Source organism: Zhongshania sp. (assembly GCF_041584495.1).
Classification (GTDB): Bacteria; Pseudomonadota; Gammaproteobacteria; order Pseudomonadales; family Spongiibacteraceae; genus Spongiibacter.
Genome location: NZ_JBFHDY010000024.1, coordinates 1 through 24,308, shown reverse-complemented (window position 1 = coordinate 24,308; position 24,308 = coordinate 1). Strand labels below are relative to the sequence as shown.

The 24,308-nt window shown below is 52.8% G+C and carries 25 protein-coding genes and 1 tRNA gene; 14 read left to right on the top strand and 12 right to left on the bottom strand.

Going from position 1 to position 24,308, the window contains the following annotated elements; translation table 11 throughout:
• Window positions 1-4: 4 nt before the first annotated feature.
• Both murU and ABYP33_RS06480 read right to left on the bottom strand, forming a co-directional pair.
• The gene (gene murU, locus ABYP33_RS06485; RefSeq protein ID WP_373089606.1) at window positions 5-715 is read right to left on the bottom strand and encodes an N-acetylmuramate alpha-1-phosphate uridylyltransferase MurU; all 711 of its coding nucleotides are present in this window, start codon (window positions 713-715) and stop codon (window positions 5-7) included.
• 1 nt (window position 716) lies between these two features.
• Window positions 717-1,748: an aminoglycoside phosphotransferase family protein gene (locus ABYP33_RS06480; RefSeq protein ID WP_373089604.1), complete on the bottom strand. Its 1,032-nt coding sequence runs from the start codon at window positions 1,746-1,748 to the stop codon at window positions 717-719.
• Between the two features lie 125 nt (window positions 1,749-1,873).
• Between ABYP33_RS06480 and ABYP33_RS06475 the strand changes: the two genes are divergently transcribed.
• The 7 genes from ABYP33_RS06475 (at window position 1,874) to ABYP33_RS06445 (ending at window position 9,826) form a co-directional block, all read left to right on the top strand.
• Window positions 1,874-4,264, top strand: a complete 2,391-nt coding sequence (locus ABYP33_RS06475; protein ID WP_373089601.1) for an LPS-assembly protein LptD — start codon at window positions 1,874-1,876, stop codon at window positions 4,262-4,264.
• Window positions 4,242-5,522, top strand: a complete 1,281-nt coding sequence (locus tag ABYP33_RS06470; RefSeq protein ID WP_373089599.1) for a peptidylprolyl isomerase — start codon at window positions 4,242-4,244, stop codon at window positions 5,520-5,522. Before ABYP33_RS06475 ends, ABYP33_RS06470 begins: the two co-directional genes overlap by 23 nt.
• Window positions 5,522-6,514: a 4-hydroxythreonine-4-phosphate dehydrogenase PdxA gene (pdxA, locus tag ABYP33_RS06465; RefSeq protein ID WP_373089597.1), complete on the top strand. Its 993-nt coding sequence runs from the start codon at window positions 5,522-5,524 to the stop codon at window positions 6,512-6,514. Before ABYP33_RS06470 ends, pdxA begins: the two co-directional genes overlap by 1 nt.
• The gene (gene rsmA / locus ABYP33_RS06460) at window positions 6,514-7,326 is read left to right on the top strand and encodes a 16S rRNA (adenine(1518)-N(6)/adenine(1519)-N(6))-dimethyltransferase RsmA (protein WP_373089595.1); all 813 of its coding nucleotides are present in this window, start codon (window positions 6,514-6,516) and stop codon (window positions 7,324-7,326) included. Before pdxA ends, rsmA begins: the two co-directional genes overlap by 1 nt.
• A gap of 3 nt (window positions 7,327-7,329) precedes the next feature.
• Window positions 7,330-7,707, top strand: a complete 378-nt coding sequence (gene apaG, locus ABYP33_RS06455; RefSeq protein ID WP_373089593.1) for a Co2+/Mg2+ efflux protein ApaG — start codon at window positions 7,330-7,332, stop codon at window positions 7,705-7,707.
• A gap of 23 nt (window positions 7,708-7,730) precedes the next feature.
• Window positions 7,731-8,543, top strand: a complete 813-nt coding sequence (locus ABYP33_RS06450) for a symmetrical bis(5'-nucleosyl)-tetraphosphatase (RefSeq protein ID WP_373089590.1) — start codon at window positions 7,731-7,733, stop codon at window positions 8,541-8,543.
• Between the two features lie 191 nt (window positions 8,544-8,734).
• The gene (locus ABYP33_RS06445) at window positions 8,735-9,826 is read left to right on the top strand and encodes a multifunctional CCA tRNA nucleotidyl transferase/2'3'-cyclic phosphodiesterase/2'nucleotidase/phosphatase (protein WP_373089587.1); all 1,092 of its coding nucleotides are present in this window, start codon (window positions 8,735-8,737) and stop codon (window positions 9,824-9,826) included.
• A gap of 22 nt (window positions 9,827-9,848) precedes the next feature.
• Here the strand turns inward: ABYP33_RS06445 and brnA are convergent, their stop codons facing one another.
• The 5 genes from brnA to tsaD all read right to left on the bottom strand — a co-directional run bounded on the left by brnA (window position 9,849) and on the right by tsaD (window position 12,403).
• A complete protein-coding gene (brnA, locus tag ABYP33_RS06440) occupies window positions 9,849-10,115 on the bottom strand; it encodes a type II toxin-antitoxin system BrnA family antitoxin (protein ID WP_373089584.1) in 267 nt (88 codons plus the stop codon).
• On the bottom strand, window positions 10,105-10,368 hold the full coding sequence (locus ABYP33_RS06435; protein ID WP_373089582.1) for a BrnT family toxin: 264 nt from the start codon (window positions 10,366-10,368) through the stop codon (window positions 10,105-10,107). Before ABYP33_RS06435 ends, brnA begins: the two co-directional genes overlap by 11 nt.
• A 78-nt stretch (window positions 10,369-10,446) precedes the next feature.
• On the bottom strand, window positions 10,447-10,938 hold the full coding sequence (gene folK / locus ABYP33_RS06430; RefSeq protein ID WP_373089579.1) for a 2-amino-4-hydroxy-6-hydroxymethyldihydropteridine diphosphokinase: 492 nt from the start codon (window positions 10,936-10,938) through the stop codon (window positions 10,447-10,449).
• Entirely contained in the window at window positions 10,931-11,326 is a 396-nt protein-coding gene (gene folB / locus ABYP33_RS06425; protein ID WP_008248434.1) for a dihydroneopterin aldolase, read from the bottom strand. The genes folK and folB overlap by 8 nt, the downstream gene beginning before the upstream one ends.
• Window positions 11,327-11,377: 51 nt before the next feature.
• Window positions 11,378-12,403, bottom strand: a complete 1,026-nt coding sequence (tsaD, locus tag ABYP33_RS06420; protein WP_373089577.1) for a tRNA (adenosine(37)-N6)-threonylcarbamoyltransferase complex transferase subunit TsaD — start codon at window positions 12,401-12,403, stop codon at window positions 11,378-11,380.
• Between the two features lie 190 nt (window positions 12,404-12,593).
• Between tsaD and rpsU the strand changes: the two genes are divergently transcribed.
• From rpsU to ABYP33_RS06395, 5 genes are all read left to right on the top strand, one after another.
• On the top strand, window positions 12,594-12,809 hold the full coding sequence (rpsU, locus tag ABYP33_RS06415) for a 30S ribosomal protein S21 (protein ID WP_008248432.1): 216 nt from the start codon (window positions 12,594-12,596) through the stop codon (window positions 12,807-12,809).
• 66 nt (window positions 12,810-12,875) lie between these two features.
• Entirely contained in the window at window positions 12,876-13,328 is a 453-nt protein-coding gene (locus tag ABYP33_RS06410) for a GatB/YqeY domain-containing protein (RefSeq protein WP_373089574.1), read from the top strand.
• Window positions 13,329-13,419: 91 nt separating this feature from the next.
• Window positions 13,420-15,285 carry a DNA primase gene (gene dnaG / locus ABYP33_RS06405; RefSeq protein WP_373089572.1) on the top strand — a complete coding sequence of 622 codons (1,866 nt, stop codon included), beginning with the start codon at window positions 13,420-13,422 and terminating at the stop codon, window positions 15,283-15,285.
• 110 nt (window positions 15,286-15,395) lie between these two features.
• Window positions 15,396-17,210, top strand: coding sequence for an RNA polymerase sigma factor RpoD (rpoD, locus tag ABYP33_RS06400; RefSeq protein WP_373089569.1), 1,815 nt, complete (start codon window positions 15,396-15,398; stop codon window positions 17,208-17,210).
• 81 nt (window positions 17,211-17,291) lie between these two features.
• Window positions 17,292-17,762 (top strand): hypothetical protein, encoded by a 471-nt coding sequence (locus ABYP33_RS06395; RefSeq protein WP_373089567.1) that lies wholly within the window; start codon window positions 17,292-17,294, stop codon window positions 17,760-17,762.
• Between the two features lie 15 nt (window positions 17,763-17,777).
• Here ABYP33_RS06395 and ABYP33_RS06390 read toward each other — a convergent pair whose 3' ends face one another.
• Genes ABYP33_RS06390 through ABYP33_RS06380 form a run of 3 tightly spaced genes read right to left on the bottom strand, consistent with a single transcriptional unit; the run spans window position 17,778 to window position 22,227 of the window.
• On the bottom strand, window positions 17,778-19,976 hold the full coding sequence (locus tag ABYP33_RS06390; RefSeq protein ID WP_373089565.1) for an ATP-binding protein: 2,199 nt from the start codon (window positions 19,974-19,976) through the stop codon (window positions 17,778-17,780).
• The gene (locus tag ABYP33_RS06385; protein ID WP_373089563.1) at window positions 19,973-20,344 is read right to left on the bottom strand and encodes a response regulator; all 372 of its coding nucleotides are present in this window, start codon (window positions 20,342-20,344) and stop codon (window positions 19,973-19,975) included. Before ABYP33_RS06385 ends, ABYP33_RS06390 begins: the two co-directional genes overlap by 4 nt.
• 11 nt (window positions 20,345-20,355) lie before the next feature.
• Entirely contained in the window at window positions 20,356-22,227 is a 1,872-nt protein-coding gene (locus tag ABYP33_RS06380) for an adenylate/guanylate cyclase domain-containing protein (RefSeq protein WP_373089560.1), read from the bottom strand.
• A gap of 72 nt (window positions 22,228-22,299) precedes the next feature.
• Between ABYP33_RS06380 and ABYP33_RS06375 the strand changes: the two genes are divergently transcribed.
• Both ABYP33_RS06375 and ABYP33_RS06370 read left to right on the top strand, forming a co-directional pair.
• Window positions 22,300-22,449 carry a hypothetical protein gene (locus ABYP33_RS06375; protein WP_373089557.1) on the top strand — a complete coding sequence of 50 codons (150 nt, stop codon included), beginning with the start codon at window positions 22,300-22,302 and terminating at the stop codon, window positions 22,447-22,449.
• 32 nt (window positions 22,450-22,481) lie between these two features.
• Window positions 22,482-22,558: transfer RNA gene (locus tag ABYP33_RS06370), tRNA-Ile, on the top strand.
• 166 nt (window positions 22,559-22,724) lie between these two features.
• Here the strand turns inward: ABYP33_RS06370 and ABYP33_RS06365 are convergent.
• On the bottom strand, window positions 22,725-23,600 hold the full coding sequence (locus ABYP33_RS06365; RefSeq protein ID WP_373089555.1) for a HupE/UreJ family protein: 876 nt from the start codon (window positions 23,598-23,600) through the stop codon (window positions 22,725-22,727).
• 1 nt (window position 23,601) lies between these two features.
• The coding region (locus ABYP33_RS06360) for an efflux RND transporter permease subunit (RefSeq protein WP_373089553.1) at window positions 23,602-24,308 on the bottom strand (707 nt) is incomplete at its 5' end.

Sequence of the window (24,308 nt, the reverse complement as noted above, 5' to 3'; positions counted from 1 at the left end):
TATTTTACGGCACTTTCGGCGCTGAATCAGCAGGCTTAGGCGACGCACTTAAAAAGTCGTCAAGATCTGCCAATCGCTGGGGCGTACCGATATCCCACCAATGACCATAAAACAATTCACCGCTGAGACCGCCCTTGGCGATCGCGCTCTGCATAAGCGGTTTTAAGGCGCGCTGCCCTTGGGCCAAGCCCCGAAACATCGACGGGCGCCATACGCTAATACCCGAAAAGGTATGGCGGGGCCCAAGGTCGCCCTCAGTCACCAAACCAGTGTCGGTGAGCGCAAAATCACCACCAGGGTGATGAGGCGGATTTTCAATCAGCACGAGATGCGCTGCTTGCGGCCGACAGTTTAATAGGCGACTAAAATCAAAATCCGTCCAAACATCGCCGTTGACCAATAAAAATGGCGCGTCGTCGTCACTGTCTAAGTAAGGCAAGGCTTGGACGATGCCCCCGGCGGTTTCCAGCGGCTGCTCTTCTCTGGACAAGTGAATGCGAAGACCGTAGCCGTTGGCGGAACCAAGGTAGTCTTGAACCTGGTCAGCCAGCCAGGAACAATTCACCACCACCTCACTCACGCCTGCGGCGGCCAGCTTGGCCAAATGAAAATCAATGAGCGGACGACCGCCAGCCCGCAACAGCGGCTTAGGGCAGTGATCGGTCAGGGGTCGCATCCGCGTCCCCAGCCCTGCGGCCAAGATCATGGCTTTCATTTTAGTCAGCGTCCTTAAACCAGCTTTGCTGACAGATTAGCGGCATTAACTTACGGTCAAACCACGCCAAAAACTCATCAAACTCCGGGTAGCGACTGGCGATGCTCAAGGTGTATTCCAACACCAGCGGCAAATCAGCAAGATACCCAGACTTACCGTCGCGCAAATTCAAACGGGCAAATATACCAAGCACCTTGATGTGACGCTGTAAGCCCATCCAGTCCACATCTTGGCAAAACGCTGCTTCAGAGCGCCCCGCCAGCAGGCCCGCTTGCACTGCCATACGGCGATACACGCTAATCCAATCATCCACCAACTCTTCTGGCCAACTGATATAGCAATCGCGGATCAGCGACACCAAATCGTAACTAATAGGGCCGACCACGGCATCTTGAAAATCAATCATACCCAGACGTTCATCAGCCAACACCATTAAATTGCGGCTGTGAAAATCCCGATGAACCAAGACCTGGGGCTGAGCAAGCGCGCGCTGACTCAACAGGGAAAACACCGCATCGAGCATCACACGCTCGGCGCTATCGAGCTGATAACCCAGCAGACCGCCCACAAACCACTCGGGGAACAGCTTCATTTCAGTAGTTAGCCGCGCTTCATCGTACGCGGGCAAACTGTGCTGCTCACTCGGTATGCGCTGCATGGCCAACATCACGCCAAAGGCTTGTTTATAGTAATGATCGGCCGCTGCACTGTTCACCAGTAATGGCAACAGCAACTGGTCGCCAAAATCTTCTTGCAATAAGAAGCCTCGCGGCTTGTCCCAGCCCAGCAACGTCGGCACTCTGGCACCATATTTGTGCAATAAAGCCTGCACCGTCGCAAACGCCAAATTATCTTCTTTATCTGGCGGCGCGTGCACCGCAATCACACTGCCGCCATCATTAAGCGGCAATCGATAATAGCGGCGAAAACTGGCGTCGCCAGACACAACTGCCAAGACACTTGCCGCATCCGCAGGACTGAGCGACAGTTGCTGCAGACACCAGCGGTGTAATTCTTTCAATATGTGATCCATTTTTATTCCGTTAAAAACCAGAATTTCTGGCCTTTTATACACTCAGGCGGGCATCCTAGCAGAGAATGCTTTATTATCCACCTTCGCCAATCCGGGCTCCATCGCCAAAATAAAACCATTAACCGATGCCAGTGCTTCGCCTACTTACTCTCGCCCTTATCGCCACGGCCAGTAGCGCCGCTTTAGCGCAGGATACGACGCCTGAAACTTGTGGTGATACCAGCAATGCGGCACTCAGCGGTGACATCAGCAATTTACCCGCCTATTACCAGCATTGGCACTGGGTGCCCAATAGTCACTTGACCAAAACAGCACGCTGCGGTCTCACCCCTGGCTGCCAGGGACGGTTTATCGAGCCCGCCAGAAATTGGGACGGCGCTGGTATCGCACCCCTCAGCGCGCCCCTCAACGTCTCCGCCGACACCATCGAGTCCATCGGCGCCAAAGCCACCATGACCGGCGACGTGCAATTGCGCAAAGGCGATCTCAGCTTAGATGCTGGCTATGCCCAGTACAATCGCAGCAATAGCACGGTGCTGCTGCGTGACAATGTGGTTTTGCGCCAACCCGGTATCTTACTGCGCGGCCAGTTTGCCCAAATTGATACCAATCGCGGCTTAGGCGAACTGCAACAAGCTGAAATTTTAAGCTTCCAAACTGGCGCCCGGGGCACCGCCGAGCGCATTGCGAGACCCGATTACAGCCGCTTTGAAATGGGCGGTGCCAGCTACACTCAGTGCACCCCCGACAACGAAACATGGTCACTCCATGCCGATAGCATTGCCCTAGACTACGACAGTGGCCGAGGCGTTGCGCGGGGCACCAGCATTCGCGTTTATGACGTTCCCGTGTTTTACAGCCCTTATCTAAACTTCCCAGTAGATGATCGCCGGGCCACTGGCTTTTTATTCCCATCTATTGGTCTCGCCAGTAACAGCTTGGACATTTCTACCCCTTACTACCTGAACCTAGCGCCAAATTACGACGCGATTATTGCACCACGATTTATCGAAAATCGTGGTGAGGCACTCGAAACCGAGTTCCGTTACCTAAATCGCTACAGTGAATGGGCCGTCAGCAGCAGCTATTTGCCAAACGACCAAAGCGAGAATATTGATCGCTGGCTGGTCGACGTTAAAGAAGAAGGATTTGTCGGCGAGCAGTGGGGAACGGAAATTGACTATACCAAGGTCAGCGACATCGACTATTTTTCTGATCTTGGCCTCGCTAACTTGGCGATTAAACGTAGCACCCACCTGAATCAACAGGGCGCATTAAACTACATTTCAGACAACTGGCGCGGCCGCTTAGAGGTGCAGCGCTACCAGACAATAGCCGTGGTAGAAGACCCATACCAGAAGCTGCCCCAGCTGCGTTTAAATTATCAGTCTCCCGCAAAAAACTTTCAGCTCGAACCCATTATCGAGTTCGAATACACCCAGTTTGACCACCGCGAAAGCTTGCGCGAGGGCGGCAGCAAGGTTACCGGCGAGCGGGTCTACGCAACCGCCGGCACCAGCTTCCCTATGCGCTGGCGCTGGGGATTCATTGAGCCCGCCATAAAAAGCCGAATGGTCAACTATGAACTTGAAGACGCACAACTTGCAGGCATTGACGCCAGCCCCAGCGCCAGCAGCGCCCTATTCAGCGTTGATAGCAGCTTGTATTTCGAGCGCGAGCTAAGTATCAACGACCAAGCTTGGACCCAAACCTTAGAGCCGCGCTTATTTTACCGCTATTCAGAATACGAAGAACAGAGCGATCAACCCGACTTTGACAGCGCCGCGTTAACCTTTACCTACCAACAATTATTTCGCGACACCCGCTTTACTGGGCACGACCGGCTCGACGACGCCAATCAGGTCGCCCTCGGCATCAGCAGCCGCTTTATTAACAATGCCGCAGGGCGTGAAGTATTAACCGCCAGCGTCGGCCAGCTCCATTATTTTGACCAGGGCAAAGTTCAGCTGCCCGGTGACGATATTCGCAAAAGCAGCAACTCTGACTTTGCCGGCCAATTTCGCCTTTTACCTGATGACAATCGTTGGTTCAGCGTTGATCTTCTGTATGATGCACGGCAAGGGGTGCTTAATCAGAGCAATCTGGGCTACCATCAGCGCAGCGACAATGGCGCGCTGTTGAGTATTGGCTACACCTTCCGCCGCGAAGGTAATGAATTTGGCGGACTGGAAAACAATATCAAGCAGGGCGACGCCTCCGTGAGTCTGCCGCTAAACAGTCAGTGGAAACTGTTTGCCAAGACTCAATACGATTTTGAGGACGACCGCCCTGTTGAAAACTTGATTGGCGCCGAGTATCAAAACTGTTGCTGGTTGAGCAGAGTGATTTATCAACGCGCGCTGGAACCCGACGACAATAGCGGGTCTAACACCAGTGGCACCGACAATAACTCGGCGGTGCTCATTGAATTTCAATTGAAAGGACTGGGTGGGCTTGGCACCGCAGTAACCAGTGTTCTTAAGGAAAGTATTTTTGGCTACCTATCTGATGAATAATATGCGTTTACTCAAAACCTTAACTGCCACGCTAATAATTGTTTTAGCGCCCTTGGCTCAAGCTGAGACCAAATGGCTGGATAAAATTGTCGCCATTGTCGATGACGACATCATTCTGGCCAGTGAACTCGATACCCGTATTGACAGTATTACGGCAAATATTGCGCGCTCTGGTAAAGAAGGACCGCCACCGGAGCAGCTCCGCAAAGAAGTTCTGGATTTATTAATTTTAGAAAATATCCAATTACAGCTTGCCAACCGCTACGGCGTGCGCATTGAAGACGAAGAACTCAATGCCGCAGTAGCAAGAATTGCCGCAGGCAACAACCTGACTCTAGCCCAGTTCCAACAGGCGCTTACTGCCAGTGGCGCCTCGTATCTCGCGGTGCGCGAGCAAATCGCCAAGGAGATGATTCTCCAGCGCGTGCAAATGGGCAATGTTAGCCAGCGTATTCAAATCAGCGACCAAGAAATCCAAAGCTTCCTGAAATCTGAAGAAGGCCGCCAGCGGACCGCGCCGGAATACCACTTTTCACACGTACTTATTCCGGTTGACTCCGACGCCAGCTCAGCCCAACGCCAGCAAGCCGAAGCCAGAGCTAAAGCCCTGAGCGCCAAAATGCGCGCGGGTAAAAGCATCGACAACGCCAACGATGCGATTAACATCAGCGACCTAGGCTGGCGCAAAAGCACCGAACTGCCGTCGCTGTTTGTCGACGTTGCGGCCAAGATGAACGACCTCGACGTTTCAGACCCAATCCAAAGTGCTAGCGGCTACCACATTATCCAGTTACTGGAGAGCCGTGGTGTAAAGCAAATGGTCAAGCAGACTCGCGCCAGCCACATCTTACTCAAGCCATCCGCAATCCGCAGCGAAGCGCAAACCTTTGCCCTTGCTAAAGAATTGCGCCAGCGCATTCTCAATGGCGAATCCTTCCGCGACCTTGCCAAAGAGTACTCTGAAGACATCGGCTCAGCCCAAGAAGGCGGTGACCTCGGCTGGACCGCCCCTGGCCAACTCGTACCAGAATTTCAGAAAGCCATGGATGAAACCGCACCAGGTGAAGTTCACGAGCCCATTGCATCAGATTACGGCTGGCATATCATTAAAGTCATTGAGCGCCGCAATCAGGATGTGACCAAAGAAATGCGCAAGCAAATTGCCCGCAACATCATCCACAAACGCAAATATGCCGACGAACTGGACATCTGGCTGCGCAAAATTCGCAGCGAGGCCTTTGTCGACATCAAAATTTGATGCCAAGCCGCATTGCTATCACCCCCGGCGAACCTGCCGGGGTCGGCCCAGAACTCCTCGTTAAGCTTGCGCAAGAAAACTACGACGTCGAACTCGTGGCCTTTGCCGATCCGGCGCTGCTAATACAACGCGCCGCCGCCATTGGCCTACCCCTGCAATGCCTGCCGTGTGACCTTAACGCACCCGCTCAAGCCCACCGTAGCGGCCAGCTAAAAGTCGTTGATATTGCCCTGCCCTGCCCCGCGCTGCCCGGGCAACTCAACACCGCCAACGCCGCCTACGTATTAGAAACACTGCGCCAAGCTACCGACGCCTGTTTAAACAAACAATGTCAGGCACTGGTCACCGGGCCCGTGCAAAAATCCGTTATCAACGACGCTGGTATCGCCTTTAGTGGTCACACCGAGTTTCTTGAAGAGCGCTGCGCTGCCGACAACGTCGTCATGATGCTCGCCACCGAGCAATTGCGCGTCGCGTTAGTAACCACGCACCTGCCCTTGAGCACCGTTCCCGCCGCCATCACCACCAACACGTTACAGCGCGTGACCGAGATACTGCACCACAGCCTGCAAAGCCAATTCGGCTGTGAGCGCCCTCGTATTTTAGTGCTTGGGCTAAACCCTCATGCCGGTGAAGGCGGGCATATGGGCAGAGAAGAAATTGACACCATCATCCCCTGCCTCAACGTCCTGCGCCAGCGCGGCTGGCTGCTTGAAGGTCCCATGCCCGCCGACACCGCCTTCACACCGCGGCATTTAGCCAACTGTGACGCGGTATTAGCCATGTACCACGACCAAGGCCTGCCCGTCCTTAAGTACCAAGGTTTTGGTCGCGCAGTGAACATCACTCTCGGTCTCCCCATTATTCGCACCTCAGTAGACCACGGCACCGCACTCGACCTCGCCGGAAGCGGCTCGGCCGACGTTGGCAGTTTTAACGCCGCACTCAACCGTGCTATTGAAATGACTCAGCACAGCAGGAAACACCTTTAATGCAATCCCCAGCTCCACACCGGGCGCGCAAACGCTTCGGGCAAAACTTTCTTCACGACCAAGGCATCATTCGCGGCATCGTGCGCGCGGTTTCACCGCTAGCGGGTCAGCGCTTACTGGAAATTGGGCCCGGCCAAGGGGCAATTACCGCCACGATTCTCGACACCGATTGCCACCTCGACGTTATTGAGATTGACCGCGATCTCGTGCAAATTTTGGCGGATAAATTTTCTAGTCGCGACAACTTCCGTATTCACGAAGGCGACGCCCTAAAATTTGATATCGGCGCACTAGCAGGCACTGAAAAACTGCGGGTGGTGGGCAATCTGCCCTACAATATTTCTACCCCGCTTATATTCCATTTACTTAGCGCCCACGACTGCATCAGCGACATGCACTTTATGCTGCAAAAAGAAGTGGTCGAGCGGCTCGCTGCTGGCCCCGGCAGCAAAACTTACGGCCGCCTTAGTATTATGGCGCAATATTATTGTGCAATTGAATCGCTCTTTGATGTGCCACCCGAAGCCTTTTCACCCCAACCTAAGGTACAATCCGCCATCGTTCGGCTAACACCCTATGCTCAACCTCCCTTTCCGGCCAACGACGTTAAGCTATTACAAAGAGTCGTTCGCGACGCCTTTAATCAACGTCGCAAGACCTTGCGCAATACCCTTAAGGGCTTAATCAGCAGCGAGGGTTTGGAAGCACTGGGCTTAGACCCAGGTATTAGACCAGAGAATGTTAGCCTAGAAAGCTATGTTGCGATTGCCAACGCCGTTGGTGACGCACAAGAAAATGATATTGCGGAGTAAAAAATGCCAGATTCAGCCCCTGTCGACATTCAGGTAGAAAGCCAATTTCTGCCAGACCAATCGGTGCCGGAAGAACAGCGCTTTGTCTTCGCCTACACCATCACCATTCGCAATACCGGTGAAGAGGCTGTGCGCTTAATCAATCGCCACTGGATAATTACTGATGGCGAAAATCAGGTTCAAGAAGTGCAGGGCGAAGGCGTTATTGGCAAGCAGCCGCTTATCGAACCCGGCCAGTCGTTTAGCTACACCTCTGGCGCCGTAATAGAAACCGCCGTGGGCACCATGGAAGGCAGTTACGAAATGATCAGCGCCTCCGGTCGGCCCTTTATTGCACCCATCGGCATATTTTCACTAGTCCGGCCCTCGGCGCTGCACTAAACAGCATAAACGGAGCAACGATTGTGGGCAGATATGCTGTAGGGGATTTACAAGGCTGCTTAAAACCCCTGCAATGCCTGCTCAACGAGGTCAACTTTCAAGCCGAACACGATCAGCTCTGGCTAGTTGGCGACCTCGTCAACCGCGGTCCCGACTCACTTGAAACGCTGCGTTACCTCTACAGCATTCGCAATAGCCTGCGTATTACCCTCGGCAATCACGACCTGCACTGCCTAGCACTGGCGCGCGGCGCTGCCGACCGCGGCCGTCACCCCACTCTCGAAGCGCTGCTCAATGCCCCCGACTGCGGCCAGCTGATGGACTGGCTGCAACAACAGGCCTTGGTACTGCGTTCCGACGACGGCCGCTACCTAATGAGTCACGCTGGCATTCCCGCTGCGTGGAGCAGCGAACAAGCCCTGAGCCTGAGCCGTGAGATCGAAGCCGTTTTACAAAGCCCGCAGGCTGACGATTTTTTTAAGGAGATGTACGGCGATGAACCAAGCCGCTGGGACGACAATTTAAGCGGCCTAGCCCGCCTGCGCGTCATCACCAACCACCTCACCCGCATGCGCCTTAGCAATGCCGAGGGCGAACTCGAATTACAATTTAAAGGCGCCCCAGCCGACATCCCTAAAGGTTACCGCCCGTGGTTTGAGTGGCAGGAAGCAAATACCCGCAGCGAAACCCTTATATTCGGCCACTGGGCCGCACTGGAATGCCAAACCGGGCGCGATGATGTTATCGCCCTAGACAGCGGCTGCGTGTGGGGGCGAGAAATGACGATGTTGGATATGGATAGCGGGGAGTTGCATCGCTGCGACTGCAACGCCTAGTCGGGTGACTGACGTCAGACGTCTGAGGCTTAAAAGGCATTCGCTACGCTCACAGATAACCGCTTTGCGTCGCCCACCAAGCTACTCAGCAAACGTCCTTTTCGTCCGACACCCGACCTCAGACGTCCGACTAATAGCGCTCCCCACTATTTGCTATACTCCCCCCAAACCCAACACAGACCCCAAAAGCAATGAAAACCTACCTCGTCGGCGGCGCGGTGCGCGACCAATTACTCAACTACCCTTATCACGAGCGCGACTGGGTGGTAGTGGGTGCCCGTCCCGAAGATTTGCTGGCACTGGGCTACCAGCAAGTGGGCAAGGATTTCCCGGTGTTCCTGCACCCCAACTCTAAAGAAGAATACGCCCTCGCACGCACCGAGCGTAAAAGCGGGCCCGGCTATCACGGTTTTGTCTGCGATTTCAGCCCAGACATCACCTTAGAGGAAGACCTCAGCCGTCGCGATCTGACGATTAATGCCATGGCCCAAGACGAAGATAAGGCAATTATCGACCCCTATCGCGGCCAACGTGATCTCGGCGCTAAACTGCTGCGTCACGTGTCGCCCGCCTTTGCCGAAGATCCCCTGCGCATTTTGCGAGTCGCGCGCTTTGCTGCGCGTTACGCCCACCGCGGCTTTACGGTCGCCAAGGAGACCATGGCCTTGATGCGCAGCATGAGCCGTAACGGCGAGCTGGCGACCATCGCCCCAGAACGAATTTGGGTAGAGCTAAGCAAGGCCCTGGGAGAGCAAAATCCTGCGAGTTTTTTCGAGGTGCTGCTCAACTGCGACGCCCTCGCCGCACGCTTTCCTGAATGGGCAGCATCGTTCACACCGGCGTTATTAACCCTGATCGATACCGCCGCCGCGCAGGCGCTGTCACTAGACCAGCGCTTTGCCATTAGCTGCAGCAATCTCGATGCCAGCAGCTGCAAAACCCTGTGCCAAAATTTGCGCGCCAGCAATAGCGCAAGCTGGCTGGCCGAGCGCTGCGCCGCTAATACGCCGCTACCCGCACTGGCAACAGCTGATGAATGGCTAACGATTTTGGAACAATTTGATTACGCTCGTCGCCCCGAACAGCTCGTTAATTTTATCGCCGTTGCCCAGCTACTCCAGCCCAGCGAGACCCGACTGGCGATGCTAGCGGATGCTGGCGAGCAATTGAGCGCCATTAGCGCTGGGGAATTAATGAGCCAAGGCTACAAGGGGGCGGAACTTGGCGCTGCTCTGCGCGAGCAACGCTTGGCAGCATTGCGGGCAATTACCGGCGCAAACTAGTGGGGGGGTTTTAACGCCCAAATCAGCCACGCGCTTTTTGCGTAGGCTGCATTTGCTTGCTCAACGTTGATTGCTCTAAACGTTCAGCAAGCCATACTTTAATAATGGACTGACGAGTAACCCCTAGGCGCGAAGCCTCTTTATCAAGTGACTCAATCATCCAGGTGGGAAAATCTACGTTAACCCGTTTCTGCATTTGATTGGGACGCTTGATAGATGAAAGATCAAGCTCATCGATAACATCCGATTGATTATCGTCGAACTTCTTATCCAGCGATTTAGCTTTCATAAAGTACCACCTCAGAATTTCGGGACCGCCGAACGGAGATGACCCTAATCCTGTCCGTACGGTAAGTAATAATGGCAGACCAATGCTTCCCGTCGATCATGCCGACCACCAAAGCGCTTGGCTCATCATCTGATTTAGCCATAATTTCAATAAAATCCGTATCCTGCCAGATAGCTTGGGCATCAACAAAGTCAATGCCATGCTTCTCGAAGTTGGATTTGCTCTTCTTTGGGTCAAATTCGAATGAATACATAGGTATAAAAAACATACCTTTTTAGCAATTTTGGCAAGGTGGTCGCTGAGGCTTTTAACAGAGATTTCTAGCAGAAGTTTATGACGGCCAGCGAAACTCGACCGGCCACAATTTCTGCTCACTAACATAGCCCGCCCATAATTCGCGATAGGTTTTGCCGCTCACTGGGTGACAGTGATCCGGCGCCAATTCGCTCAGTGGCCGCAGCACAAAGGCGTTGTAGGTCACTTCGTCGCGGGGCAGTTCAATGCCAGCAAAATTACCGCAGAGATTATCGTAACTAAGAATATCGATATCTAAAGTGCGAGGACTGAACTTTGGTGCGTCGGGCACACGACCGAGGCGAACTTCGATCTCGCGCAGCAAGTCAATCAAGGGCGCCAAAGCCATATCGGTATCAAAGCTCACCACCATATTTAAAAACAAACTACCGCGAAAGCCCACCGACTCACTCTCGTAAACCGGCGACAAGCGCAGCGGCGCAAACAGCTCAGCAAGGGCATCTAGCGCTTTCACCATATGCCGGTAGCGCTGAATATTACTGCCCAGACCCAAAAACACCTCAGCCATTCGCATTACCAAGCCGAGAGCCGATTATTGGCGACAGCGGCGTCCCGCGCTCAATCACCACCCCCACATCCTTGGCCTGGCGCATTGCCCCGGGCTTGGTGATACTTAAGCGCAGCCAGGGCACATTAAACTCGGCCATTATTAGTGCCGCACACCGTTCGGCTAGTGTTTCAATCAACTGGAACTCGCTGTCGCGCACAAATCCAAATAAGGCTTCAGTTACCGCTTTGTAATTCAGTGTTTTGCTAATATCGTCGTGCTCGGCAGCCGCGCGAATATCTGTACCCAGCTCCACACTTAATATCACTACCTGCCGGTGCGCACGTTCCCAATCAAAAATACCGATAACGGTATCGACTTTTAATTCACTTATATAAACAATATCCATGGTGTTTCTCGCTAGGTCTGCGCGCTACAACTAATTATGAAAATTTAAAAATTAGACGGCATCTAACTCAGTCATCGGCCAGCGCGGGCGAATAGTCACACCAAGGCCTTCATGCTGGCCCGCCGCTAATCGACAGTGACCTGCATAGGCGATCATGGCGCCATTGTCGGTACAGAATTCAGGCCTAGGGTAGTACACACGCCCCCCCGTTTTGGCTAATTTTTCTGCCAGGCGCGCCCGTAACACGGTATTGGCACTAACACCGCCGGCAATGACCAAGGTCTTCAAATTCTCTTGCTCTAGCGCACGATGGCATTTAATCACCAAGGTGGCGACCACCGCCTCTTGAAATGCGGCGGCGATATCGGCCTGATCTTGGGAATTATACGTGCCCGCTGCGCGACTGGCTGTGACCGTGTTCAGCGTGAAGGTTTTTAAACCACTAAAACTAAAATCCAGACCGGGGCGATTCACCATGGGACGGGGGAAAGTGTAATGCCCCACTCGTCCACGCTCGGCAGCCTTCGCCACCTGCGGCCCACCGGGATAGCCCAGCTCCAGCATTTTGGCGGCCTTATCAAAGGCTTCACCGGCAGCATCATCTAAAGACTCACCCAATAAGGTATAGCTGCCAATGCCATCCACCCTCACCAGCTGGGTATGACCACCAGACACCAATAAGGCAATAAAGGGGAACGCTGGGGCATCGGTCTCCAGCATCGGCGCAAGTAAGTGGCCTTCCATGTGATGCACACCAATAGCAGGCACACCCCAGCCGTAGGCCATGGCACGCCCCGCACAGGCACCCACCATTAGCGCACCCGCCAGGCCGGGGCCTTTAGTAAACGCCACACCGTCGAGATCTGCGCCCTGCATATCGGCTTTGGTCAGCACCTCGCGAATCAGAGGCAATAATTTCCGCACATGATCGCGCGAGGCCAGTTCCGGCACTACGCCGCCATATTCAGCGTGCAAGGCAATCTGGCTATACAGTGCCTCAGCCACTAAACCCCGCTCAGTGTCATATATTGCTACCCCTGTTTCATCACAGGAGGTTTCCAGTCCTAAAACCCGCACAATTGCTCACTTCCGACGCTAAATAAGCGCGCATGATACTGACTTCAGCTTATTCACACCAGTTATCAGCGCAATCGCTTTGCTTTTTGCCGCAACTGAGTATAGAATTCAGCGCCCTTGGAGTGCCGCTTTTAATTAATGCGGTATAGACAGCAAATTTTTGCAAAAAAAATCAGGACAGGTTTAACGGATGCCTTCAGTCAAACTCAAAGAAAACGAACCATTTGATATCGCCCTGCGCCGTTTCAAGCGCTCTTGCGAAAAAGCCGGCGTTTTAGCCGAGGTTCGCCGTCGCGAATTCTATGAAAAGCCCACTTCTGTACGCAAGCGTCAAGCAGCTGCCGCAGTAAAGCGCCACGCGAAAAAAGTGTCTCGCGACACTAAAAAGCAGCAACGCCTCTACTAAGACCTCCGTCCAGTAGGGCTTTGCCCGCCAAGATCCAATCCTCTTAACAGGGAGTCTCTGCGCATTATGGCAGACCAAACGCTGAAGCAAACGCTTAGCGACGCGATGAAAACCGCGATGCGAGCAAAAGATAAAGCGCGACTCTCTGCTGTGCGGCTGATTCTCGCCGACATTAAGCGCATTGAAGTTGACGAACGCATTGACGTTGATGATGCACGGGTTCTTGCCGTGCTCGACAAAATGCTAAAGCAACGCCGCGACTCGATCAGCCAGTATGAGAGCGCTGGTCGTGTCGATCTCGCCGCTCAAGAACGCTTTGAAATGGACATTATTCAGTCTTTTCTGCCAACGCCACTGAGCGAAGCCGAATTGGATGCCCTGATTAGCGCCGCCATTAGCAGCACCGGCGCCGACTCCATTAAAAACATGGGACAGGTAGTCGCCATTCTCAAGCCGCAGGTTCAAGGCCGCGCAGATATGGGCATGGTCAGCCAAAAGGTCAAATCGCAGCTTCAGTAGAGGACTGGCAATTTGCCCTACTCTAGTGAATTATTGTTCTGCGTAGCACCAATATCTACGCACCCCCATCTTCGCTTTTGGATACGCTGACGTGGCCGCAAAAGGACGCATTCCGCAATCTTTTATCGACGAGTTACTATCTCGAGTCGACATTGTTGACGTTATCAACCGTCGCGTTGCGCTCAAGAAAACCGGCAAGAATTACAGCGCACGCTGCCCATTCCACGACGAAAAAACCCCCTCGTTCAGCGTAAACCCTGACAAACAGTTTTACTACTGCTTTGGTTGCGGCGCAGGCGGCAATGCCATTGGCTTTATTATGGACTACGACCGTCAGGATTTTCCTGGTGCGGTCGACAATCTCTCCAGCCTCGCTGGCCTTGAAGTGCCCCGCGAAGAGATCAACCCCCAACAGCAAATAAAACAAGAACGCCGCAAAACCATTTACGACCTAATGGAAAAAGTGGCCAGCTATTACCAGCAGCAGCTTAGAGAACACCCCCAAGCTCAACGCGCCGTGAATTACTTACAGCAGCGCGGCTTGAGCGGACGCATTGCCCGCGACTTTGACATCGGCTTTGCGCCACCTGGCTGGGACAACCTGCTTAAAACCCTCGGCGACAACGAGGAACACCGCCAGCAATTGATTGACGGCGGCATGCTCATAGAAAAAGACGACGGCAAACTCTACGACCGTTTTCGCGACCGCATCATATTCCCCATTCGCGATAATCGCGGACGGATTATTGCCTTTGGTGGTCGCGTACTGGGCGACGACAAACCGAAATACCTCAACTCGCCCGAGACCGATATATTCCATAAAGGCAAAGAGCTTTACGGTCTTTACCAAGCCCGCCAGAACAATCGCCACCTCGAACAATTGCTGGTGGTAGAAGGCTATATGGACGTAGTTGCCTTGGCTCAGCACGGCATTATGACTGGCATTGCCACCCTCGGCACTGCCAGCAATACCGAACACCTGCGCACCGCCTTCCGCTACGCCAGCGAATTGATTTTTTGCTTTGACGGCGACGCCGCCGGCCGCAAAGCCGCCGAGCGCGCCCTTGAAAACGCACTGCCGACCATGGAAGACGGTCGCCGCATCCGGTTTTTATTTCTACCCGAAGGCGACGATCCAGACAGCGTTGTGAACCGCGATGGCGCAGCGGGCTTTCAAAAGCTTCTCGCCCAAGCCCAGCCGCTGGAACGCTATTTTTTCGAATCGTTGCACAGCCAGACCGATCCCAGCACCCTCGAAGGCAAGGCGCGCCTGAGCAAATTGGCCCTACCCATGCTGCAATTGCTGCCGCCCGGGGTTTTTCGCCAGCTTATGCTCGACTCGCTGGCAGAGCGCACCGGCCTTAGTCGCCACGCGCTCGATCAGTTACTGGACGACACGAAACCCGCCTCTCCGACACCAGCAACCAGCAGCCGCCCCGCAGTAACGCCGAGCACCCGCAGCACCAAAAGACTGATCGCCAACTTACCCAGCACCAGCCGTGACCCACTGCTATTTGCCCTTGCAATGGTACTCTTCAACCCCCGCGGCGCGGCAAATCAGCACCTTGCGCTCGCCGCAGATGAGGCCTCCTCGGCCGCAAACCTACTCAGCGATATTCTAAAATTACTCAACAAACGCCCCGGCTCTAGCACCGCCATGCTACTGGGCCACTGGTATGGCCAAGCTGAGTACGACATTTTAATTGAGGCCCTAAAGACCATCGCCCTACTCGGCCCGGAGCTAGACGATGAAAAGGCCCAACTCGCCTTTTTAGACACTCTCAGCCACCTTGACACGCAAAAATCGCAACAGCATTTACGCCAACAAATTGAACAATTGCGCGAACACGGCCAACTCGACAAAGCTGTCAGCGACGGCTACGCTGAACTGAGTGACGACCTCAAACAACAGCTCTTAGCCATTCAAAAGCTACTCAAGCACAAACATCATCGCTAATACTTTGACCAATCCCTGAACACAGCCGGAATTTACTGGTCGTATAGGGTGTAAATAGGGTATAATTTGCGGCTAATTTTTCACCTGCACCTAGCGAGTAATTTGAAAGAATGAGTGACTCTAAGCATCAATCGCGACTCAAGCAACTCATTGCCAAAGGCAAGGAGCAGGGTTACCTAACGTACTCTGAGGTCAACGACCACCTGCCGGAAGACATTTCTGATCCGGATCAGGTCGAAGAAATCATTCAAATGATCAATGACATGGGTATCCAGGTGTTTGAACACGCACCTGATGAGGACACCCTGATCATGACTGGCGGCGATTCGCCAGATGATATTGCCGCTGCCGAAGCAGCCGCAGCGCTGGCCGCCGTTGAAACCGAAACCGGGCGCACCACCGACCCCGTACGCATGTATATGCGTGAAATGGGTACGGTTGAACTGCTAACCCGCGAAGGCGAAATTGTTATCGCCAAGCGCATTGAGGAAGGCATACGGGAAGTAATGGCTGCGCTGGCCTACTACCCCGGCGTTGTCACCGGCATTTTGGCCCAGTACGACAAAGTAGCCACCGAAGAGCGCCGATTGGGCGACATTATGAGCGGCTATTTGAACCCCGCTGAAAATGTGCAATCACCTCAGCAGCAGGCTGCTGCTGCCGCTGAAGCCGCTGAGGCAAACAACACTACTGCTGACGCCGAAAGCGAAGATGAAGCCGTATCTGGCCCAGATCCAGAAGAAGCCCGTATTCGTTTTGCCGCGCTACAGGAGCAATCTGACAAAGTAGAAGCGTCAATTGCCGAACACGGCCGCTACAGCAAGCAAACAGCAAAAGAGCTGAACGAACTGGGCGAGATCTTTAAGTACTTCAAACTCACCCCTGCCATGTTCGACCCCCTCATTGAGGAGGTGCGCACCACATTGAGCTCTATTCGCGCAATGGAACGGGAAATCATGACCGTCTGCGTAAAAAATGTTGGCATTGATCGCAAGGAGTTTATTCGCAGTTTCCAAGGTAATGAAGCCAACCTCAAATGGGGCGACGAGCTGCTTAAAAAGCACCCTAAGCTGGCCGACTACAGCGACATTATTCGCCGCCTCCAAAACAAGATTGCCCATATCGAAGAGCGTCAAGACCTGACCATCTCCGATATCAAAGAAATTAACCGTCGAGTTTCCATCGGTGAAGCGCGCGCTCGTCGCGCCAAGAAAGAAATGGTTGAGGCCAACCTGCGCCTAGTTATTTCGATTGCTAAAAAATACACCAACCGTGGCCTGCAATTCCTCGATTTAATTCAGGAAGGCAACATCGGCCTGATGAAAGCGGTAGACAAGTTTGAATACCGTCGTGGTTACAAATTCTCTACCTATGCAACCTGGTGGATTCGTCAGGCGATCACTCGCTCTATTGCGGATCAGGCGCGGACTATTCGTATTCCTGTGCACATGATCGAAACCATTAACAAACTCAACCGCATCTCGCGGCAGATGCTTCAGGAGATGGGTCGCGAACCAACGCCAGAAGAACTTGGCGAGCGCATGGAAATGCCAGAAGACAAGGTTCGCAAAGTACTGAAAATTGCCAAAGAGCCAATCTCAATGGAAACCCCGATTGGCGATGACGAAGATTCGCACCTAGGTGATTTCATCGAAGACGGCACAATCTCGTCGCCAATCGAATCGGCGACAGGCGAAGGCCTTCGCGAAGCGACCAAAGACGTACTGGCTGGCTTAACGGCCCGCGAAGCAAAAGTGCTGAGAATGCGTTTTGGTATTGATATGAATACAGACCACACGCTTGAAGAAGTTGGCAAGCAGTTTGACGTTACCCGCGAGCGGATTCGTCAAATTGAAGCCAAGGCACTGCGCAAATTGCGGCACCCAACCCGCTCAGATCATCTGCGCAGCTTCCTCGACGAGTAAGTCTGTTGTGGCCGAGGTAGCACCTCGGCCACAAACGCGACACCGAGTGATTTAAACACAAAGCACACGGACTACAGATTAATGCCTTTACGCCTTATCCTGCTCTGCACTTTTGTTATTAGCGCCTGCCAAACCCCGCCGACACCTCACACTCCAGAACCTATCGCAATACAGACGGCACTGCAGCATTTTGAAAACAAGCAATACCAAGCAGCGGCAACAAGCTTCCAAGCGGCTCTCAACACGGGCAGCGAACGGTTAAGCCAGCAAGCACTGGCAGGACTGTGTTTATTGCACCTGCAAAACCAAGACATTGTGGCGGCAACGACTACCCTCGACGAGCTTTATCAACGCGCACTGCGTAAACCGCAAAGCGATAACAGCCTTCAAATGTTACGCATGAGCTTACAACTTAATTTAGAAAACACGCTGCGCCTGAACCTAGAAAGCCAAAGTCGACAAGCCGCCGAAGCGAAGCAGCAACGACTTTACAAGGAAACCCTAGCCCTGCAACGCGCGCTAGCCAAATTGCGACGACTGAGCCTGCAGTAAGAGCTTGTACACCATTTAACTGCGATTTAAATACGCCCCCAATTGATCACACAGACTCTGAATATCGGACTCCGTCTGTGCCAGCATAATCGACACCTTGCGGCCATAATCTTTACGCAAAAACATCAAGAAATCGTTTGCCGCATCGATATCGCTGTGCGGCCCTACGATAATTAGCTGCCATGGCAAATCCTCCAGCAAGGCCTTAGCCCTGGCGACCTCGACACAATGATAAATTTGCCAATATTCCGCGCCAGGCAATAGTGCGATAGCTTTCGCTAAAGCGTCGCCTTGTTCAAGCAGCAATAAATTTCCGACCGCAGTAGCCGGTAGCAACTCGTGAACAACAGCGGTTAATGTTCCACCATCTACCGGTTTCACTAAATATTCATTCGCGCCCAGCAACAAGCTAAGATCGCGCTCATTGAGCATCGACAGCATTAACACCGGCACATCAAATAACGCCGGATCACTGCGCAAATTGTGTAACACTTGCCAACCGTCCATACCTGGCATCATCACATCGAGAATAATGACATCCGGACGCTGGGATTTTGCCATACGCATGCCCTCAACACCGGAGTTGGCCAGATGCACTTTATACCCAGCTTTGACCAGCGTTCGCGCACTTAACTCCAATGCCGCCGGGTCGTCATCTATAACCAGCACATCGCCAATACTAGCGCCGTCAAACTCCGTGCTTAAACCAAGCTCTTGAGCATCTAACGGCAGTACCAGCTCAAATCGGGAACCTTTGCCCTTTTGACTTTCAGCGGTAATCGCCCCCCCCAATAATTCAGCGAATTTGCGGGATATCGTCAGCCCCAAACCCGACCCACCGTACTGTTTGGTGGTCGACAAATCAGCTTGCACAAAGGCGTCAAACACCCGCCCCAACTGCTCCTCGCTCATACCAATACCGTTGTCACACACCTCTGCAACAAGGTAAGAGCGACCACTCACAGACTTTTCCGACACTGAGAGGTGAACGTCGCCCTGCCGTGTGAACTTAGCCGCATTACTGAGTAGGTTTAATAGTATTTGGCGCAAGCGCGTCACATCGGTTCGTATCAAGTCACTCTGGAGTTCAAAATGGCAGTGCAAGGTGTTGCCATTCTTAGCCATTAGCGGCGCCATAGTCACTTCAACATCACGCAATACCTCCTCTAACGCAACATCTTCCCAATATACCGCCATGCGCCCAGATTCAATTTTCGAGATATCCAAGACATCATTAATCAGGGTGAGCAGATGCTTGCCGGCAAGCTGAATCTTTGCTAAATCTGGGCGCAAGCGCTCGACCGGCATTTCAGGCTCGTCTTCAATATCCTCAAGCAGCATTTCCGAGTAGCCAATAATGGCATTCATCGGTGTACGCAATTCATGACTCATATTCGCCATAAAGCCACTTTTAGCCTGATTGGCCGCATCCGCTCGACGACTGGCATCGCGAACCCGCGCCATCGCTTCACGCAGATTAGAGGCCATATCATCAAAGGACTTAGCGAGCTGGCCAAACTCATCGTGGCCCATATCGCCAATGCTGTAGTCAAAATTGCCACTACCCCACTCGGCAGTACCCTTCTGTAATTGCCGAATAGAACGCCGGGTATAACGGGTCATGTAATAACCCAGAATGAAGGTCGTCAGCAGCGCCAACAAAAACACCCCCAACGCGACCTTATTGGTCTTGCTCACGACATTGCGCAAGCCGACGTTAATTTCATCCGATCGAGTCAATAAATACCATTCATTGGCGCTAATTCTGCCACTTAGCGCCTCATACTCGCGCTGCAGACTCTCTGTATCTAACTCACTGCCACGTTCGAGAAAATCACGCCAGCGGAGCAGCATTAATTGCGCTTCCAAATATTGATAACGCCCCTCTTCTAGATACTCTTGCAAATCATCGTTCAGCTCGCCCTCGAGCGCCAATAAAGCATCGATGGTGCTAAGCAATTCTTGCCGTTCCGAGGCGGTAATGCGATTTTCGAGCCCTGACTCCGACAAGGCATCAACGACCAAAATTTTACGGTGAGTACTGTACATTCGCTGACTGAAATCATTGAGTTCAGACTGGGTGCGAATAACATGCTGCAACAGCCAGACATTACGTCGACGCGAGTCGTTGCCCCAAACCTGAATAAGCACACTGCCCAATGACAGCATTAAAATAGCGACAAATGATAATGTCAGCCGACGCGTAAAACTCATTCCACACGCCCTAGCAAGCGTTCAATTTTAGACAGGAGACGCGGCAGATCGACCGGTTTGGTATCGTAATCGTCACAGCCAGCCTGCAATGCGCGCTGCCGGTCATCAGCCATAGCATGAGCAGTCAGAGCAATAATGGGAATATGACCAAGCCCGCTATCGGCCTTCATTTCACTTGCCACTTGCCAACCGTCTTTCACGGGCAAGCTCATATCCAATAGCAGCAAATCAGGCAGCTCCGCTCGGCACAGGTCAATGCCTTGCTGGCCGTCTATGGCCAGTAACACCTGGTAGCCTTTGCGCTGCAATCGTCGACTCAACATATCGCGATTCATTTCATTGTCTTCAACCAGTAATACTTTTGGCATCAATTTCTCGCTCAGGATGTAAGTGTCGGTAATTTACTAAGCTCATCGCGCAAGCTAGCCGCGGCCGAAGTCACAGTTAGCGTATAGATATCATCTTGCTTATCAGTGATTTTGGCGTAACAACTTTCAGCCAAACCTTCCACCCGGACATCTGCTAACAAAGTCAATGGTTCTGTGCTCTGCAAACGCAGCTGCTCACCCGCCACCGCCACCAGCAACCCGGGCAAGCCCTGGCCGGCAACCTGCTTGGCGGCCATCACGCTCAACGTCAACGCAATCGGCGGTTCCACCACCTGCCACGGGCATCGAACAGACTCCAGCAACAAGTCATAGGGCAAGCCCACCCCGAGTATTTCAGCTAATTCGAGCGGCTCGACCATGCCTTTTAAATCCACCGCAACGCCTTTACCGGTCAATACTTCCACCGACGCTGCCGCCACGGTTGCGGGAGAGGCTAATATCTGCCCCCCCACAGTACAAGACTCTATGCGACCAGTAAGATTCACATTGTGACCAACCACGCCGTATTTGGAACGCAGCTCAGATCCGATATTCCCAGCCACCACATCGCCGGTATTCAAACCAATACCAATCGAGATCTCGGGCAAATTATCGGCACGGTTACGGGCATTCACCTCATTAATTGCCAACTGCATCGCTAACGCGCAGGCCAATGCTCGGTCACAGTCGTCTATATCACTCACCGGCGCTCCAAAAATTGCCAGAATCCCATCGCCAACAAACTCATCAACAGTCCCGCGATAACGCTGAATAATTTCCGTCATCACCCCGAGGTAATTATTCAGCAACTGCACGCACTGCTCGGGCGCCAACTGCTCACTAATCGCCGAAAAGCCCCGAATATCCGCCATGAGTATGGTGACGGTGCGACGCTCCCCCCCCATGCTCAAGCCATTATTATCGTCCAACAGTCGCTGTACGATTTCATCTGACAAATAGCGACCAAACACTTTGCGAATAAAGCGCTGACTCTTTTCCAGCTCAGCCAAATACTCGCGCTCGCGATCTTGCCAGCGCTTGGTCTCCAATAATGCGCCAATTCGCGCCCGCAACAAGATTGCGTTCACAGGCTTAAGTAAGTAATCACTAGCGCCCGCATCTATACACCGCACAGCGCCCTCTTCATCCTGCATACCACTAACGACAATCACCGGAATGCGGCGCAGCGCTTCATCGCTGCGAATGATCTGCAGTACTTCGTAGCCATTCATATCCGGCATCACCAAATCGAGCAGCACCAAATCTGGATTAGCACTGCGCATCACCTCGAGGCAGCGCTCGCCGCTCGCGGCCTCAATAACCATATGATCTTGACGTTGCAACTGATGGGCCAATAAATCTCGGCTGCTGTCGTTATCGTCCACCACCAAAATACTGCCGGTGAGATGATCCTTATCATCGCGAATAATGCCCCGTTTAAAACTCTGAAACATCGCGGCAATGGGATCCACTTTTGCCGATTCAGTGGCCTGCAACGAAAAGCCGTCTAAGCGCTCTTGAAACAGCCGCGACTGATGCCGAATTTGGCTGAGAAATGCTTGCGCTTGAACCACATCGCAATCCTCCATCAACATCTCGCTATAACCGTCGACCAAGCCAATAGCATTGCGCAAGTCGTGGCGCAGACGGGAAATCTCGGTCTGCGACGCCACACTGAGGGTCGAAACCACCTGCAACACATCAAGTATTTCAGTCGCCGCACGCGCAATGCGCTGGGCATCCGCCAGCAGCGCACCGTCACCCGCAATCGCCGGTAGCTCCAGCAGGGACTCGGTATACGCAGCCACCGACGCCAGCGGCGCCTGTAGCGACTGACGCTTATCATCAAGATACGCCTTAAGAATCCGCTCTTTGTCGTCCAAAGTCATTTCCTTTTACCAGACCATGTTCACTTAGATTATTGCACTTAAGCACAAAAATAGCATGGCACCTCAATGACTTCCGACACACAAGGAATTAAGGAAGCGCTGGCCAACAGGCCTCGCCAGCATTATAATGCGCGCTGTTTTTCCGGTGTACACGCCACGGCGCGTAATCAAACCACCGCAGCTGAGCTGATTGGCACAGCTAAATCCAAGATTTAGCCCAGACCAACAGCATCCAGCACAAGAAAAATGGGCCTTTAGCTCAGTTGGTTAGAGCATCCGACTCATAATCGGCAGGTCCCCAGTTCAAGTCTGGGAAGGCCCACCATTTTTCTTACCCAATAAACTCGTGTGTTCTTGAAAGCATAGATTGGCCGCTTTGGCCAAATTATGGTTACAATGAAAGCATAGAGTGGTCAAAATTTAGCCACTGTTTACACACAAGCTTGCGAGTAAACACAGAGTCATTCGAAGTTTCATTTTTTTACCTTTCTTTAGTGGCTGTGGTAAGCACCATCACCGTGCTCATGGGCGCCTTCGTCATACTGCGAAGGCTGAGGAGCAATAATACGCCGAGGATAGTGATCGAGGATATTTGCTTTTGCTTCCGCCGCCATATCTTCATGGATATGCGAGTGGTCATCGATATTGATTGGGAAATTATCGGCAAGCACGGTGTGCTGGTAGCCATGCAATTGATGCAGGAACAGCAAGCCCCCAACGATGACCAACAATGTGTTGGCCATTACATTAAAGCGTTTGAATGAGGCTGTTTTGCGCCACCCTGCCAGCAACACTAACATTGCGGCAAGCGCGGCAATTTGACCCAATTCGACACCCACGTTGAAAGCCAGTATTTTCATAACGATGCTGCCGTCCCCCATGGGTAACTGCTGTAGCCGAGTCGACAGACCAAAACCGTGAATCAAGCCAAAGCCAAACACCATCCACATTAGATTGGGCGACGCTACACCCAGATAACGTTTGAAACCGTCGAGATTCTCGAAACCCTTGTAGCAAACGGTGAGTGCTATCACAGCATCAATCAAAAAGTAATTTGCCTGTATTGAGTAAAGCGTGGCAAACACCAGCGTTATCGAGTGACCCAAGGTAAACGCCGTGATGAACTTTACAATATCGGCAAAGCGGCTGAGAAAAAAGATAACGCCAAATAGGAAGAGTAAATGGTCATAGCCCGTAAGCATATGACCCGCACCTAACAATATATAATCTGGCAGCCCAGCCTCAATTGCACGCTGCTTATCTGCCTCAGACATGCCGTGGGCGAGCACATTTATATTGCTGAACATCAACATCGCTATTGCAGCAATGAGGGCGTAAAAACGACCTGTAAATATTGTTTTATTCACCTTATGCTCCTTTATCGGTGCGGTGCAGCATCCGGTACAAGGACGGCAGCACAAATAAGGTAAGCAACGTCGACGACAAAATGCCGCCAATCACCACGGTAGCGAGGGGGCGCTGCACTTCTGAGCCTATCCCCGTGTTTAATGCCATTGGTACAAAGCCCAAGGACGCAACCAGCGCAGTAGTAATGACTGGCCGCAGACGAGTCAGCGCACCTTCGATAATCGCAGGCTCTAGCCCCAAGCCTTCGCGACGCAGCTCGCGAATAAACGACACCATCACCAAGCCGTTCAATATTGCGATACCCGACAAGGCGATAAAGCCCACTGCTGCAGAGATAGAAAAGGGTATATCTCTAAACACCAGCGCTAAGATTCCACCGGTCAGTGCGAGTGGCACACCGCTGAATATAATCATTGCGTCTTTTAGCGAACCAAGCGCTAACAGCAAGAGGCCGATAATCATGAGTAGCGTCACAGGCACAACCACGGCCAGTCGCTGCGAAGCGGATTGCAAGGTTTGATAGGTACCACCGTATTCCACCCAATAGCCTGCTGGCAGAGTCACCGCTGACTCAACGGTTTCTTGTACGTCGCTAACGAAGCTGCCAAGGTCGCGGCCACGAACGTTCGCCGTCACTACAACACGGCGTTTACCATTTTCCCTGTTGACCTGATTTAGTCCCGTTGTCAGTTCAATATCCACCAATT